The sequence below is a fragment of the Synechococcus sp. CBW1006 genome, assembly GCF_015840525.1.
Lineage (GTDB): Bacteria > Cyanobacteriota > Cyanobacteriia > PCC-6307 > Cyanobiaceae > CBW1002.
This window is the reverse complement of record NZ_CP060396.1, coordinates 3,646,846-3,659,965: the sequence shown is the minus strand read 5'-3', so window position 1 is coordinate 3,659,965 and position 13,120 is coordinate 3,646,846. Positions and strand designations below refer to the sequence as shown.

The following is a 13,120-nucleotide window of genomic DNA, read 5'->3' as shown; positions in this document are numbered from 1 at the left end:
AGGCGACGGGGGGTTTGTTCTACCCCGCCGGTAGCCATTGCGCCTGCAGCACGGGCTGATCGAGAGGATCGAGTTCCAGGCGAGTGGCGTCGATCAGTACGGCGCGCGCCGCCGTCACGGTCTGCTTCGGACCCGTCGTGCTGCCCGCCGCGGCGACGGGCCGGAGCGTCGCCAGCAGGCGGTCGGTGCTGGGGTCGTACTGCAACCCCGTACCGGGCTCCAGTTCCCAGCCCGTCAGGGTGCGGCGGCGCAGCAGCCGGCCCTGCCGATCGAGGGAGAGCAAGGTGAGGCGTTGGGCCCCGGTGGCGTCCAGCAGCAGCACCCAGACCCGCTGGCCGCCCCGATCACAGGCACTGGCCATCAGGGCTTGCGAACCCACCCAGAGATGTCGCGGTGCCTGGCCGGGTTCCACCAGCTCCAGCGATCGGCGGAAATCGGGCCAGTGGCGCACCAGCAGGGCCCTGCCGGCCTGGGGGCAGAAGCTGCTCAGATCCCGGCTGCCCGGCAGGATCTGGCGCCGGGCAACCCGGGGGGGCAGATCCACCAGGGCCAGTCCCTCAGGCAGGGGCACCACCGCCGCTCCCCCCTCCGGCAGCAGCTGCACCCCCCCGGAGGCCTCCAGATCGAGCAGGCGTGAGTCGCCCCCAGCTGACCAGAGGCGCAGCACCGATTCTCCCGGCATGCCCATGGTGGACTGGACCAGCAGATCGCCGCGCTGGTTGCCGCTGAGGTGGGCAAACGTGAGGCTTTCGGGCAGCAGAGGTTCCAGGCGGCCCGCCTGGACGGGGCCCAGTCCCTGGGCCAATGGGGCGAGGTTGCGTTGCCGCAGGGGCAGGCGCCAGACCCGGTGCTCCCCCTCCGGCGAACGGCTCACCAGAGCCAGCGAGCGGCCGCCGCCGGTGGGCTGGACCTGCAGGATCCGGTGCCACACCGGCGAGAGGGGATGCCAGCGACCGTCCCGCTCCCGCAGCTGCAGCTGTTCGCCCCCCGGCACCGGCACCACGGCCAGCACCCGCGGCCGCGGATCCCACCACCAGGCGCCAGGCCGCAGGGCCAGCCCGCGCCGATCGCGCCCCTCCAGCTCCAGGCGCAGGGGCTCGCTCAGGCGTTGCCCCGCTGAAAGACTCAGCATCAGACCATCGCCCTCCCCCAGCCAGCGGTGCTCCAGGGGCGGCTGCAGCCGACTGGACCTGGCGATGCTGGCGCTGTCCATCGGCCGGCTGAAGCGGCTGCGCAGGGCCGCAGGGCCGGAGCTGGCGGGCGCCGGTTCGAGGGCCTCCAGCCTTGGAGGCTGGCGCAACAGCCATTGCTGCTGCGCCAACGCCAAAACTGCCGGGACCCCGAGGGCGAGCAGCAGCTGCCTCATGGCTCCAGGGGCCGGGCCGGCCGTGGGATCTCTCGAATCTGGGTGGGCACCACCACCAGACGCTCGCCGCCGGGCTTGCTTTCCAGGGCCATTCGCCCCTCGAGGGCAAGCCACTGGTCGGCCCGAGGCAGGGGCGAGGTTGTCGGCCAGCGGACCGGCATTCCCACGGGGGTGGCATCGGCCAGGCAACAGCGCACGAGCAGGCGGGCCAGCTGCGGAGGTTCCCCCTCCATCGGCAGCACGAAGCCGCTGATGCGCACCGGATCACCGACGAACAGGCGGGGATCGGGCTGGCTGCGCAGCAGCCGGACCCAGTCGGTGAGGCTGCGCTGGGCCGGGGGCAACACGAAGCTGAGGCCCTCCTCGCTGGTGGTGTCGCGGGGGCGCTGGCCCGCCAGATCCGCAAAGGAGGGGTTCGGCGGCACGGCCAGCACCAGCAGGGCGAGCACCGCAGTGCCCAGTAGCCCCGGTAGTTGGTTACGGCGCAGCCGATCCGCTCCAGGGGCCCCGGCCTTGCTTCCCTGGCGCCAGGCCTGGGCCATCTGCAGGACTCCCAGCAGCAGCAGCAAAGCCCCGGCCAGCCAGACCAGCGGATGGAACACCTCGCGCAGCAGCAGGGCGAGCCGGTCGCTGGCGGCACTCTGCAGCAGCACCAGCCCCCACAGGCCCAGTCCCAGGCCCCGCCAGAGGGCGGCCCGCCGGGGCAGATCCCCCCAGCCGGGGCGATGGGGTGGGGTCAGCCGCGCCACAGGTTCACCCATTGCCCAATCAGCAGCACCGTCAGGCTCGCACCGGCGGCGGTGAGGGCCAGTCCTACGGGACGCAACAGCAGCCCCAGCAGACCGACCAGCTTGAGGTCGATCACCGGCCCGAGCAGAAGGAAGGCCAGCAGTGCCCCGGGGGTGACCTGGGCCGCGAAGCTCAGGGCGAGGAAGGCATCCACGCTCGAGCAGACCGAAACGATCAGGCTGAGCAGCATCAACGCCACGATCGACAGGGTGGGGGCGCCGCCCACCGCCAGCAGCCACTCCCGCGGCACCAGGGTCTGGACCAGGGCCGCCATGACGCAGCCCAGCACCAGCAGCACCGCCAGATCGAGGAACTCCTGGCTGCCGTGGCGCAGCACCTCAGACCAGGGTGGCCGCGGCGGGTTGACGGCCGCCGGCACCATGGCGGCATTGCCCCCCAGCACCCCCGTGCTGCGCTCCAGCAGGTTCACGCTGGCCAGGGGCTGATGCAGACGCCGTTCGGCCAGCAGATCCGGCTGCAGCAGGCGGGATTCCGGCAGCAGCGCCAACAGGCTCGCCAGAGCCAGGGCCACCAGCACGGCTCCCAGGGGCCGGGCCAGCAGCAGCCAGGGCTTGTTGGGGAAAGCGGCCCAGGTGCCGGCCAGCACGATCGGGTTCAGCACCGGCGCGGCAAACAGGAAGCCCAGGGCTGTGCCCAGGGGCGCCCCACCGGCCAGCAGGCGGCGGGCCACCGGCACATTGCCGCACTCACAGGCCGGTAGGGCGAAACCGAGGGCAGCCCCGGTAAGGGGACCGCCCAGGGGATGGTGGGGGAGCTGTCGCAGCCAGCGGCCGCCGGGGGCCAGCCAGCGGGCCACCGACGAAATCAGCACCCCCAGCAACAGGAAGGGCATGGCCTCGATCAGCAGCCCCTGGAACAGGGCCCAGGCCGTGGCCAGCCGGGCCGCGTTCATCCGGCCACCTCCGTCCGGAACCAGGTGGGGGTGGCCTCGTAGCAGGCGGCGTTCTTCTCGTTTTCACGGGCCTCCACCTTCCAGCAGCAGGCACGCCCCTCCTCCTGCTCCCGCAGCAGGGTGTTGGCCCAGCCCCACACCAGCTCGGCGCTGGCCTCCATGCCCACGTTGTCCATCACCCGCAGATCGAGGGCGCCGCGGGCGTGCAGGCGTTGCCAGTCCGGCAGGAGCGGGTCGTCGGCATTCACCAGGAAGGTGTGGTCGAACTGGTCGGCGAGGCGCTGCTCCAGGCCGCTGAGGGCTGAGAAGTCCACCACGAAGCCGTGCTGGTCCAGCTGGTGAGCCCGAAACCAGACGGTGAAGGAGCGGCTGTAGCCGTGCACGAAACGGCAGTGGCCGCTGTGGCGCCACTGGCGATGGCAGCAGGGATAGCCGCTGAAGGTCTTGGAACAGGTGTGACTCAAGGGGCTCGGCGGACCGGCGGCAAGTCTGCTGTGTCCTGCGGCCGGTCGGGGCGCTGCAGGGCTCTGCGGGAGCTATCGGCGGGAGTGGGCGGAATCCGTGGGCGTCGGAAGGCGAAACTGGCTGTGGTTCCGCTTCCGACTGACCTGCGGGTCCCGATGACCATGACCGAACCCCTGGAGGGAAGCCTTCATTCGTTGCCCCCGCTGCGCTTCAACGACGCTGGCCTGATCCCGGCGATCGCCCAGGACTGGCTCGATGGGGCCGTGCTGATGGTGGCCTGGATGAACCGGGAGGCGATCGAGCGCACCCTCTCCAGCGGCGAGGTGCATTACTGGAGCCGCTCCCGGCAGGAGCTCTGGCACAAGGGCGCCACCAGCGGTCACTTCCAGCGGCTGCGGGGCCTCCGCTACGACTGCGATGCCGACGTGCTGCTGCTGACCATCGAGCAGATCGGTGACGTGGCCTGCCACACCGGAGCGCGCAGCTGCTTCTACGACCAGGGCCCGCTGGCCACCGCCGGTGGAGCGGAGGCCCCGCCTCCCCCTGCCGACGCCTGCACCGAACTGATGCGGGTGATCGAGGGCCGCCGCGACCAGCCGGAACCGGGCAGCTACACCAACAAGCTGCTGGAGGGGGGCGATAACCGCATCCTCAAGAAGATCGGTGAGGAGAGCGCTGAGTTCGTGATGGCCTGCAAGGACGACGACGGCCCTGCGATCGCCGGCGAGGCGGCGGATCTGCTCTTTCACCTGCAGGTGGCGCTGGCCCACCACGGGGTGAGTTGGCGGCAGGTGCAGGAGGTGTTGGCCGCCCGCCGTGGTGCCCCCCGCCGCGGCTAGTCAGGGCAGCCATTGCCTGGGCCTGCACCCTCGCCCAGCCCTGCCACCACTGCTGGCCACCACTGCGCCGCCACTTCCGGTGTGCCGTACCACCGCGGTCCGAAGGCGCCACCATGGGCCACCCCGGCCAGGGTGATCGCCTCGGATCCAGCCAGCAGGGCCGAAGTCACGGGCACAAGACCATCGCCAGGGGCGTCGGCATCGCCGCAGATGTTGCGGTAGGAGGACGGAGCGAGGCGGCGGGCGGTGGAGCTGAAGGCAGCGGGTGGGAGGTCCCCCGCCACCGAGACGTAGCGCACCTGATCGGCGAAGGGGCAACCGGGCAGCTCCCGGTCGACCCGTTGGCGCAGCGGCGTGGCCCGCCGCGCGGTGTGGGGACTGCCGAGCATCACCAGGGTGTCGGCTCGGGCTTTGCCGTTGTAGGTGCGACCTTCAAAGGGTTGATCCGCCAGGAAGAGGCGCAGCATCACCCCACCGGAGCTGTGGCCGATCAGGGTGACGCGGCCCGTGGAGGAACGGGCGGCCTGTTCGGCCACCAGGACGGCGACCCGATCGAGCAGCCGCACCCAGCCGAAGGGGAAGGAGGTGAGCAGCCAGTCGAACCGGCTGGCGGGCACCAGCAGCACCGGCTGGGAGGTCTGGTCCTGGAGCCAGAGCCGCAGGGGTTCGTAGGCCTCGGCGGTGATCAGGAAGCCACCGAGGATCACGATCGGCTGCTGGGTCATCGCCGGGGGCGTCACGGACAGGCCACCAGCCAACCATCCCCCCGGCAGGATCGGCCCAATCACCTGGGAGAATGATTCTCATGCTTCTGGCGTTGCCATGGCCTCCCTGCTTCCCACGTGCCTGGGCGTCCTGCCGGGGGTGGCACTGCTGCTTCTGGCCGGATGCACTGCCCCCGTCGGTGGGCCCGCATCCCCGCCGACCGCTGAAACCGGGAGGGCCGAATCCGGGGCGATGCCACCTCGGCCGGTGGTTGTCACCACGGTGCTGCCGATCACGTTGCTGACCCGGGCCGTGGCCGGCGACTGCGCCACGGTGGAGCCCCTCTTCCCCTCCACCACCGATCCCCATGACCTGCAGGTGCGACCGGCCGAGATGGCCCGTCTCGCCCGGGCCAGGGTGCTGGTGCGCAACGGCCTCGGCCTGGATGACTTCCTGCTGCCCCTGATCGACGGTGCCGGCCGTTCTGATCTGCGGGTGATCGAGGCCAGCCGCGGTGTCACTCCCCTGCCGGCGGACCACGACGATGGCCATGGGCATGGCGGTGACCACGACCATTCAGACAGCCATGGGGATGTGAATCCCCATGTGTGGCTCGACCCCCTGCGGGCCCGTCAGCAGGTGGGCACCATCCGCGATGGGCTGATCGCCGCCGACCCCAGCTGCCGCAAGGGTTACGACGAGCGAGCGGAGGCCTTCTCGCGACAACTCACCGCTCTCCACCAGACGCTGGATCGCCAGCTGACTCCCTATCGGGGCCGCACCGTGGTGACCTTCCATGATCTGCTGCCTTACTTCGCGGTGCGCTACGGACTCCAGCGGGCCGTGCTTGTCAGCCTGCCCGGGGAGAGTCCCTCCATCGCCGCCCTCGAGCAGGCCGGTCGCATCGCTCGCCGGGAGGGTCTGCGGGGCCTGCTGGCCGAGCCCCAGCAGAACAACCGGGCCCTGGTGGCCCTCTCCCGTGATCTGGGTCTGCCGATCCTGCGCTTCGATCCGTTGGAGCGGGGTGAGGAGAGCAGCGAACCGTCCGCCGCCCGCTATCTGCGCACCATGGAGGCGAACGGTGCCGCGGTGGCCGCCGCGCTGGGAGGGTCGGCGGCCCGGTCCGCCGGGGTGGGCGCTCCCGTGGATCGCTAGGTTGAAGCGATGGCGGAAATGATTCTCGAAGTCAGCGGCCTCACGGTGCGGCGGCGGGGTACCACGGCGGTGGAGAACGTCAGCTTCTCGCTCGCCGCTGAATCCGATACCGCGCTGGTGGGCCCCAATGGCGCCGGCAAGAGCACCCTGGTGCAGGCCATCCTCGGTCTGCTTCCCCATCAGGGCGGCCAGGTCCGGCTGCTGGGCGAACGCCTGGATGGCCGGGGCCGCCTTCCCGTCAGCGTGCGCGAGCAGATCGCCTATCTGCCGCAGCGGCTGGCCCTGACCGGACCCATCCCGCTCACCGTGACGGAATTCGTGGGTCTCGGCTGGGATGGCACCAGACTGCGCCTGCCCTGGAGAGGCGAGGGGCGACGCCGTGATGCCATCCGCTCCGCCCTGGCCAAGACGGGCTGCGAAGGCTTCGCTGAGCAGCGGATCAGTGACCTCTCCGGCGGGCAGCTCAAACGGGTGCTGCTGGCCTTCTGCGTGGTTCGCCCCCGCCGGCTGCTGGTGCTCGATGAAGCCCAGGCGGGCCTCGATCCCCAGGCCTCGGAGGCCTTCCAGCAGCTCCTGTTCAGCCTGCGGCGCAGCGAGGGCTGGACGATCCTGCAGGTCTCCCACGACCTCGACATGGTGCGCCGCACCTGTGATGGGGTGCTCTGCCTCAACCGCAGCCTGCGCTGCTCCGGCAGCCCCGATCATGCCCTGAGTCAGGCCCAGCTGGAGCGGCTCTATGGCCGCGACTATCTGCCCTATCACCACCACCATGGCGCCGGTGGGTGACGCGGTCTCGTTTCCGGAGCTGCTCGCCCTGCCCTTTCTGCAGCGGGCACTGCTGGCGGGTGCCCTCACCGGCGCCCTCGGAGGCGTGCTGGGCAGTTTCGCGGTGCTGCGCCAGCTCTCCTTCTTCAGTGATGCCCTGGGCCACTCGGCCCTGCTCGGCATCAGCCTGGGCGTGGCCCTGGGACTGAATCCCACCCTGGTGCTGATTCCCTTCGCGGTGCTGTTCGCCCTGCTGGTCAATCACCTGGTGGAGCGCAGCCAGCTGCCCACCGACGCCCTGCTCAACATCATCTACTCCTCCTCCCTGGCGATCGCGGTGGTGGCCCTGAGCCTGCTGCCCGGGTACCAGGGCGGGCTCCAGCAGCTGCTCTTCGGCGACATCCTGGGGGTGGACGGGCTTGATCTGCTGCTGGTCACTCTGTTGCTGCTGGGGGTCGGCACTTACCTGTTGGCGACCCGCAGCAGCCAGATCCTGCTCAGCCTCGATGAGTCCCTGGCCCTCTCCCGCGGGGTGGAGGCTCAGCGGCAGCGCCTGCTCTTCGTGGTCGTGCTGGCGGTGGTGGTGGCGGTGTCGATCAAGGCGGTGGGGGTGCTGCTGATCAGTGCCTTCGTGGTGATTCCGGCCTGCGCCGCGCGGCTGGTCAGCCGCCACTTCGGTGGCTATGTGCTGCTGGCCGCCGCCCTCGGCAGCGGCGGCGCCGTGGTGGGCGTGCTGGCCTCAGCGTTTCTCAACCTCCCCTCCGGCCCCTGCGTGGTGATCGTGCAGCTATTGGGCTTCCTGCTCGCCCTGGTTGCCGGTCGGGGGCTGCAGGGCCGGGCCGCCTGATCCGGGGGCGAACACACTGGGCTGCCGCTGCAGCCAACGGAGGGTGGCGCGGTCGCGGGGACCGATCTCCAGCACCGGCTTTGCCCCTGGCACCGCCGCCATCACATCCGCAGGCTGGTCGCTGTGGCCCCACAACCCGAAGGCATGGCCCAGTTCATGCAGGGCGGTGGCTTCGATGCCCAGCTGCCGCTGGTTCGGAGAGAGCAGCACCCGCAGGCGGGGCTCCAGTTGCCAGGTCGCCCCCTGCCTCACCCAGCGCGCCCCCAGGAGCTCGGCGCGCCCATGGCTGGCCCGTTGCTCCCCCTCCAGAAGCCGCAGCGGCGGCCGCCGGCGCAGCACCTGGATCTGGGCTGCGGCAGGATCCTCCACCCGCTCGATCACCAGCAGCTCCTGCCAGCGGGCCAGGGCCGCCTCCACCGCCTCGCTCCAGCGACGATCCCAGAGGGAGGCGTTCTCCCCCAGAGGTTCGATCCAGACGCACCAGGGAGAGCGGTGAATCCAGCCCCAAGGGCCAGGCTGGAGCCGGTGGCGGTAATCCTCGGAATCCTCCGGGCTGGCTGGTGCCGGTGCACTGGGGATGGATGGCCCGGTGATCGGAGCTGCGCTGATCGGTGCCGCGCTGATCGATGTCCTGGTGATCGAGGCTTTGTTGATCTGAGTTTTGAAGACCGGGGTTTCCGGGGGAATGGCCACCAGTACGGCCTCAGGCACAGAGCAGGAAGGCCGGCCTGAGTTTTGCGGCGCTTCCACCGCAGGGCCAGATCGGGGTGGAACCGATCCGGCCGCCAGAGCTGGCTCGACCGTGCCGAGCAGCAAGGCCAGGAAGCCGATCCTCGACAGCCCAGGGCCGATGATTCTTTTGCCAGCCTGCTTTGCCCGCCCAGCCCTCACCCGGCACCACCGGGCAGACCGACGCCGCGGGCCATCAGGGTGGCCAGCAGGGGGATCGCTGCGAATCCGGCCAGCTCGATGTTGAGGATCCAGCTCAGACGCTTGGCCAGTCCCTCGCTCACCTGGGGAGCCTCACCCTTGCGCAGCGGGATGGCCCAGAGGATGTAGGTGATCGTGGGATAGAGCGACAGGGCTCCCACTGAGAGGTACAGGCCCACCTTCCACCAGAACAGGGGGTTTTCGGTGTAGAAGGCGCTGCCCTGGCCGAAGTGGAGCACGCGCAGGATGCCGCTCCCCAGCAGGGCCAGGGCTGCCAGGCCGTAGATCACGTCCGTGATCACCATCAGGGTGGCGTCCTGCTTGCTGGGGTTGGGGCGGATCAACCGCCGCTCCAGCACCAGGGCCCCGAAGCAGAGCATGAAGCTGAGGTAGTGCACATAGGCCACTCCGGCGCTGGTGAGCACCGGGGTGGGCAGGGCGGCGAAGCCAGGCATAGAAGGGGTGAAGCGATGGCAGTGACGGTAGCCAAGGCACTCCAGCCTCAGCGGGCGGCCGCCGCTGCTCCGGACAGACCACTCGCCTGGACAATCCTCTCGGCTGGGGCCGCCGCATCCACGGATCCTGGCCGACCAGTCTGACGGGCTGCAATTGTAATCAGATGAAAGTGTAAGAATTGGAAGAGAATATGTAATCAGTCAAAGGTTACGAAGAGAGTCGAAACGTTGGCTGTTATTCATCTGGCTCGTGCCCCCTGATCAAATCAGCCTAGGTTCAATTCAGTCTCGGTAGTGGTTGTAATGGCGACATCGCTCAGCGCGTATCTCGGTGAAATCGGTCGGCATCAACTTCTCACTCCCGAGCAGGAGCTCACCCTCGGGCGAAAGGTGCAGGCCATGGTGGGGCTGCAGGAGCGCTGCCACGAGGCCGGCGGCAGCGGCCCCGCTTGCGATTACAGCGATCTGGAGCGCCGCACCATGCGTCTTGGGGAGCGCGCCAAAGACCAAATGATCACCGCAAACCTGCGGTTGGTGGTGAATCTGGCCAAGCGCTACCAGGGCAAGGGTCTGGATCTTCTCGACCTGATCCAGGAAGGCACCCTTGGGCTCACCCGCGCGGTTGAGAAGTTCGATCCCACCCGCGGCCATCGCTTCAGTACTTATGCCTACTGGTGGATTCGTCAGGGGCTGAACCGTGCCCTGTCCACCCAGAGCCGCACGATTCGGATTCCCGTCAATGTGAACGAGAAGCTCACCAGGCTGCGCGCCGCCAAGGCCCGCTATCTCCAGGCCAATGGTCTACCTCCCGCCGCCAAGGATCTGGCCCGGATGATGGAGTTGCCCCTGGCCGATGTGGAGGACCTGCTGGGCTGCGAGCTGCGCAGTGTGACCGTGAGCCTGCAGGGGGTGGTGAAATCCAAGGCCGATCCCTCCGAGCTGGTGGACGTTCTGCCCAGCAACGAAATGCCGCCGATGGAGCGGGCTGAGCTGGCCGAACGCAGTGCGTCGGTGTGGGCGCTGCTGGAGCAGGCCAACCTCACCCCCAAGGAGCGCACTGTGGTGCTGTTGCGGTTCGGGCTGGATGGCAGCAACGAATGGCGCACTCTGGCCGAAGTGGCCCGACAACTGGCCTGCAGCCGTGAATATTGCCGTCAGGTGGTTCAGCGGGCCCTGCGCAAGCTGCGGAAAGCCGGCATCGAGAGCGGTCTGGTGGAAGCAGAATGAAGCTTCCGCGCGATCGGCGCCATGACTTCCAGCTCTGCGGCATCTTCAGCACGCCCTTCCTCCTTCGGGGCTGATTCCTTCGCAGCGGATTCCTTCGCAGCTGCTGACCGCGCAGCTGACGGCTTCGATCCCGATCCGCCTCGAATGGAGGTAGAAGCCGAAGTACTCGAAAGCCAGGTGGTTGACGAGGCCGTGCTGCTGCGCCTGCTGCGCCGCGCCGGCCGGTTGGTGGCACGACCGGCCCTGGAGTGCCTTGAGCTGCTGCTGGATGCCTCCACCCCCGCCCAGGTGCGGTTCACCGTGCTGGCGGCCCTCACCTACCTGCTGGTGCCGATCGACCTGATTCCGGATTTCATTCCGGCGGCTGGCTTCAGCGACGATCTGGTCGCGATCACGGCCCTGCTGGGGCTCTGCACGCGCCATCTCACCCCCGACATCAAGCGCCGGGCACAGCGCAGACTGGATCGCTGGTTCCCCCCCGGCCGTTGATGCCGTCCCTGAGCACCGATCAGCGCGAAGATCTCCAGTCTTTCCTCAAAGACTGGCTCCGCCATGCCGGCCGCAACCAGGCCGATCTGCGGCGGGCGCTGCGGGCTGCTTCGATTCGCATGCCTGTACTGGTGGACGTGCTTGAACAGATCCACCACGCCGATGGATTGACGGGCCTGGCGGAGCGGCTCTGCGGCATCGAGGAGCTCTGGCAGCAGGAGGATCAGGGGGTGGACCCTCAGGCAACCGTGGGCCATTCGGCCCTGGACGACCAGCTGGGTGAACTGGACCTGTTGTTGCGGGAGATCCGCGGCGATCATCAGCCCTGACAGCCAACCGGCAAAGTGTGGCCAACCAGCCCATTCCATCCCTTCCAGTCCGACGATCCCCTTGCCTTCTCTGACATGACGACCTCGCGCCGCACCAGCCACCCATTCCTTGCCGGCCTGGCCTTGATCACGGCTTCCACCAGCCTGGCTGTGCTCTGTGCGGACCCCGCCAGAGCCCAGAGCCAGAGGTTCCTGCTCGGCCCGGGCAGCTCGGTCGGCCCCTCCACCAAGGTGAAACCTGAGAACTGCGTCACCGCCGAGGATGGTTCGATCACCTGTGACACCAAGCTGGAGAATTCCCCCAGCGACACGCCGGCAAGGCCCCAAATGGATCCTTTCCCGAACTGACTGACCCAGAGTCGACAGCGATGCGCATGCAGCCGTGCAGATGAAAACGAGGCCCTGGTTTCGGCGTGTCACCGATGATGGTGGCTTCCTGCATCTGATCGATCGAGGGGAGCAGCAGCTGGCCAAGCTGCTGGCCCTGGTGCTCTGCGTGGTGATTGCCGCCGCCACCTTCGAGCTGGTCGGAGTTGTGATCGGTTCGCTGTTCACCTCCAACCGCCGTTGGATGGGGGACGACCTCACCGCAGTGCTGGGTGATCTGCTCAATCTGCTGATCGCCCTGGAGGTGCTGCAGAACATCACCTCCTATCTGCGTCGCCACGTGGTGCAGATTGAGCTGGTGCTGCTCACCGCGATCACCGCCGTGGCACGGAAGGTGATTGTGCTGCCACCCGGTGCGGAGAACAAGCCGCAGTTGCTTGTGGGCCTGGGGATCGCGGTGCTCTGTCTGGCTGCTGCCTTCTGGCTGGTGCGCAGCCTCAGTCTGCGCAAGCCGCCTTCGAGAACAGGGCCAGCCATACGGAACCGGGAGCTGGATCCGTCCTCTCCAGACGATGGGCACGATGAGCACTGATCCAGAGGCTGTCTCCGGCTGTGAGTTGCCGTGCCTCGGGTTCATCAGCAAAGCGCACTGTGGCGCTGCCGCGTAGCAGGACCACCCATTCGTGCTCCTCCTGGTCGTACCAGAAGTGGTCGGGATTGGCGTAGTCGCAGGAATGGATCCGCTCCAGACGCAGGTCCGGCCCCTCAAGTAGCAGTCGGGTCTCTTCGGTTCCAGCGGCTGGACAGGAACCAGCCAGCAGGTTGTCATCCCCGGCGGCGGGGTTCTCCTGCTCTCCCCAGCGGCGACCGATCTCAAACCCACAGCGGCGCGCCAAGCTCACCACCTGATGGTGATCGTTGCAGTCGCGCAGGGCCTGGCGCAGGGCTGGATCCGCTTCGCTGAGGGCCACGAAGGCCTGGAGCTGCCGTACCTTCTCGAGGAACTGCTGCAGCTGGGCTTCGGCCATGGCAGGAGCACGGATCAACGGAGAGCCTTGATCATCCGCCAGCGCAGGAACGTCGCTCCGCCGAAGAGCACCACCTCCTCTTCCTGCACGTCCCAGCCGAGTCGCGTCAGCAGGGGCCGTGACAGCTGGCTGGCCTCGGTGCGCAACTGCGCGCAACCCTGCCGCCGGGCATGGGCTTCAAGCTGGAGCAGCAGGGCCGTGGCGCGCCCCTGGCGGGATGAACGGCCGCGGCAATAGAGCAGAGAGAGTCGATCAATCGGATCGAGCACAGCGAAGGCTTCGATCCTCTGGGAATCGTCTGCCGCGCAACTGGCGAGGCCGTAGCCGTTGCAGAGGGCGGAACGCACCGCATCGCCGCGAGCAGCGTTGGTGGCCCAGGCCTCGATCTGTGTGGTGCTGTAGAGACCCTGAGTCTGGGAGATTACGGCGTCGTGATAGAGGTCAATCAGCTGGTTCAGATCCTCGGCAACCAGCGGACGGATGAGGGTCAT

General features: G+C 68.5%; 18 protein-coding genes. 9 read left to right on the top strand and 9 right to left on the bottom strand.

The window, feature by feature from the left end; translation table 11 throughout:
* Positions 1 to 19 precede the first annotated feature (19 nt).
* From H8F26_RS18100 to H8F26_RS18085, 4 genes are read right to left on the bottom strand one after another with little or no spacing between them, the layout of a single operon-like run.
* Complete coding sequence (locus H8F26_RS18100) at positions 20 to 1,366, bottom strand: hypothetical protein (RefSeq protein ID WP_197156295.1); 1,347 nt, start codon at positions 1,364 to 1,366, stop codon at positions 20 to 22.
* The gene (locus H8F26_RS18095; RefSeq protein WP_197156294.1) at positions 1,363 to 2,127 is read right to left on the bottom strand and encodes a TIGR03943 family protein; all 765 of its coding nucleotides are present in this window, start codon (positions 2,125 to 2,127) and stop codon (positions 1,363 to 1,365) included. The genes H8F26_RS18100 and H8F26_RS18095 overlap by 4 nt, the downstream gene beginning before the upstream one ends.
* Complete coding sequence (locus tag H8F26_RS18090) at positions 2,103 to 3,068, bottom strand: permease (RefSeq protein ID WP_197156293.1); 966 nt, start codon at positions 3,066 to 3,068, stop codon at positions 2,103 to 2,105. Before H8F26_RS18090 ends, H8F26_RS18095 begins: the two co-directional genes overlap by 25 nt.
* Positions 3,065 to 3,532, bottom strand: coding sequence for a 6-carboxytetrahydropterin synthase (locus tag H8F26_RS18085; RefSeq protein ID WP_197156291.1), 468 nt, complete (start codon positions 3,530 to 3,532; stop codon positions 3,065 to 3,067). The genes H8F26_RS18090 and H8F26_RS18085 overlap by 4 nt, the downstream gene beginning before the upstream one ends.
* 162 nt (positions 3,533 to 3,694) lie before the next feature.
* Between H8F26_RS18085 and hisIE the strand changes: the two genes are divergently transcribed.
* Entirely contained in the window at positions 3,695 to 4,372 is a 678-nt protein-coding gene (gene hisIE / locus H8F26_RS18080) for a bifunctional phosphoribosyl-AMP cyclohydrolase/phosphoribosyl-ATP diphosphatase HisIE (protein WP_197156289.1), read from the top strand.
* On the opposite strand, the gene H8F26_RS18075 is transcribed toward hisIE, so the two are convergent.
* On the bottom strand, positions 4,369 to 5,097 hold the full coding sequence (locus H8F26_RS18075; protein WP_197159333.1) for an esterase: 729 nt from the start codon (positions 5,095 to 5,097) through the stop codon (positions 4,369 to 4,371). The genes hisIE and H8F26_RS18075 overlap by 4 nt on opposite strands.
* Positions 5,098 to 5,194: 97 nt before the next feature.
* Between H8F26_RS18075 and H8F26_RS18070 the strand changes: the two genes are divergently transcribed.
* From H8F26_RS18070 to H8F26_RS18060, 3 genes are read left to right on the top strand one after another with little or no spacing between them, the layout of a single operon-like run.
* Entirely contained in the window at positions 5,195 to 6,232 is a 1,038-nt protein-coding gene (locus H8F26_RS18070) for a metal ABC transporter solute-binding protein, Zn/Mn family (protein ID WP_197156287.1), read from the top strand.
* Positions 6,233 to 6,241: 9 nt separating this feature from the next.
* Positions 6,242 to 7,018 (top strand): metal ABC transporter ATP-binding protein, encoded by a 777-nt coding sequence (locus H8F26_RS18065; protein WP_197156285.1) that lies wholly within the window; start codon positions 6,242 to 6,244, stop codon positions 7,016 to 7,018.
* Positions 7,002 to 7,844 carry a metal ABC transporter permease gene (locus H8F26_RS18060; protein WP_197159332.1) on the top strand — a complete coding sequence of 281 codons (843 nt, stop codon included), beginning with the start codon at positions 7,002 to 7,004 and terminating at the stop codon, positions 7,842 to 7,844. The genes H8F26_RS18065 and H8F26_RS18060 overlap by 17 nt, the downstream gene beginning before the upstream one ends.
* On the opposite strand, the gene H8F26_RS18055 is transcribed toward H8F26_RS18060, so the two are convergent.
* Positions 7,785 to 8,537, bottom strand: a complete 753-nt coding sequence (locus H8F26_RS18055; RefSeq protein ID WP_197156283.1) for a peptidase — start codon at positions 8,535 to 8,537, stop codon at positions 7,785 to 7,787. The genes H8F26_RS18060 and H8F26_RS18055 overlap by 60 nt on opposite strands.
* A 194-nt stretch (positions 8,538 to 8,731) precedes the next feature.
* A complete protein-coding gene (locus H8F26_RS18050) occupies positions 8,732 to 9,229 on the bottom strand; it encodes a DUF2214 family protein (RefSeq protein WP_197156281.1) in 498 nt (165 codons plus the stop codon).
* A gap of 303 nt (positions 9,230 to 9,532) precedes the next feature.
* Between H8F26_RS18050 and H8F26_RS18045 the strand changes: the two genes are divergently transcribed.
* The 5 genes from H8F26_RS18045 (at position 9,533) to H8F26_RS18025 (ending at position 12,193) form a co-directional block, all read left to right on the top strand.
* The gene (locus H8F26_RS18045) at positions 9,533 to 10,456 is read left to right on the top strand and encodes a sigma-70 family RNA polymerase sigma factor (RefSeq protein WP_197156279.1); all 924 of its coding nucleotides are present in this window, start codon (positions 9,533 to 9,535) and stop codon (positions 10,454 to 10,456) included.
* A gap of 144 nt (positions 10,457 to 10,600) precedes the next feature.
* Positions 10,601 to 10,945, top strand: a complete 345-nt coding sequence (locus H8F26_RS18040; RefSeq protein WP_197159331.1) for a YkvA family protein — start codon at positions 10,601 to 10,603, stop codon at positions 10,943 to 10,945.
* Positions 10,945 to 11,274 carry a hypothetical protein gene (locus H8F26_RS18035; protein WP_197156277.1) on the top strand — a complete coding sequence of 110 codons (330 nt, stop codon included), beginning with the start codon at positions 10,945 to 10,947 and terminating at the stop codon, positions 11,272 to 11,274. Before H8F26_RS18040 ends, H8F26_RS18035 begins: the two co-directional genes overlap by 1 nt.
* A 75-nt stretch (positions 11,275 to 11,349) precedes the next feature.
* On the top strand, positions 11,350 to 11,622 hold the full coding sequence (locus H8F26_RS18030) for a hypothetical protein (protein ID WP_231605339.1): 273 nt from the start codon (positions 11,350 to 11,352) through the stop codon (positions 11,620 to 11,622).
* 40 nt (positions 11,623 to 11,662) lie between these two features.
* Positions 11,663 to 12,193, top strand: coding sequence for a phosphate-starvation-inducible PsiE family protein (locus H8F26_RS18025; RefSeq protein ID WP_197156275.1), 531 nt, complete (start codon positions 11,663 to 11,665; stop codon positions 12,191 to 12,193).
* Here the strand turns inward: H8F26_RS18025 and H8F26_RS18020 are convergent.
* Both H8F26_RS18020 and H8F26_RS18015 read right to left on the bottom strand, forming a co-directional pair.
* Positions 12,099 to 12,629, bottom strand: a complete 531-nt coding sequence (locus H8F26_RS18020; RefSeq protein WP_197156273.1) for a Nif11 domain/cupin domain-containing protein — start codon at positions 12,627 to 12,629, stop codon at positions 12,099 to 12,101. The genes H8F26_RS18025 and H8F26_RS18020 overlap by 95 nt on opposite strands.
* 14 nt (positions 12,630 to 12,643) lie before the next feature.
* On the bottom strand, positions 12,644 to 13,120 hold the full coding sequence (locus tag H8F26_RS18015; protein WP_197156271.1) for a GNAT family N-acetyltransferase: 477 nt from the start codon (positions 13,118 to 13,120) through the stop codon (positions 12,644 to 12,646).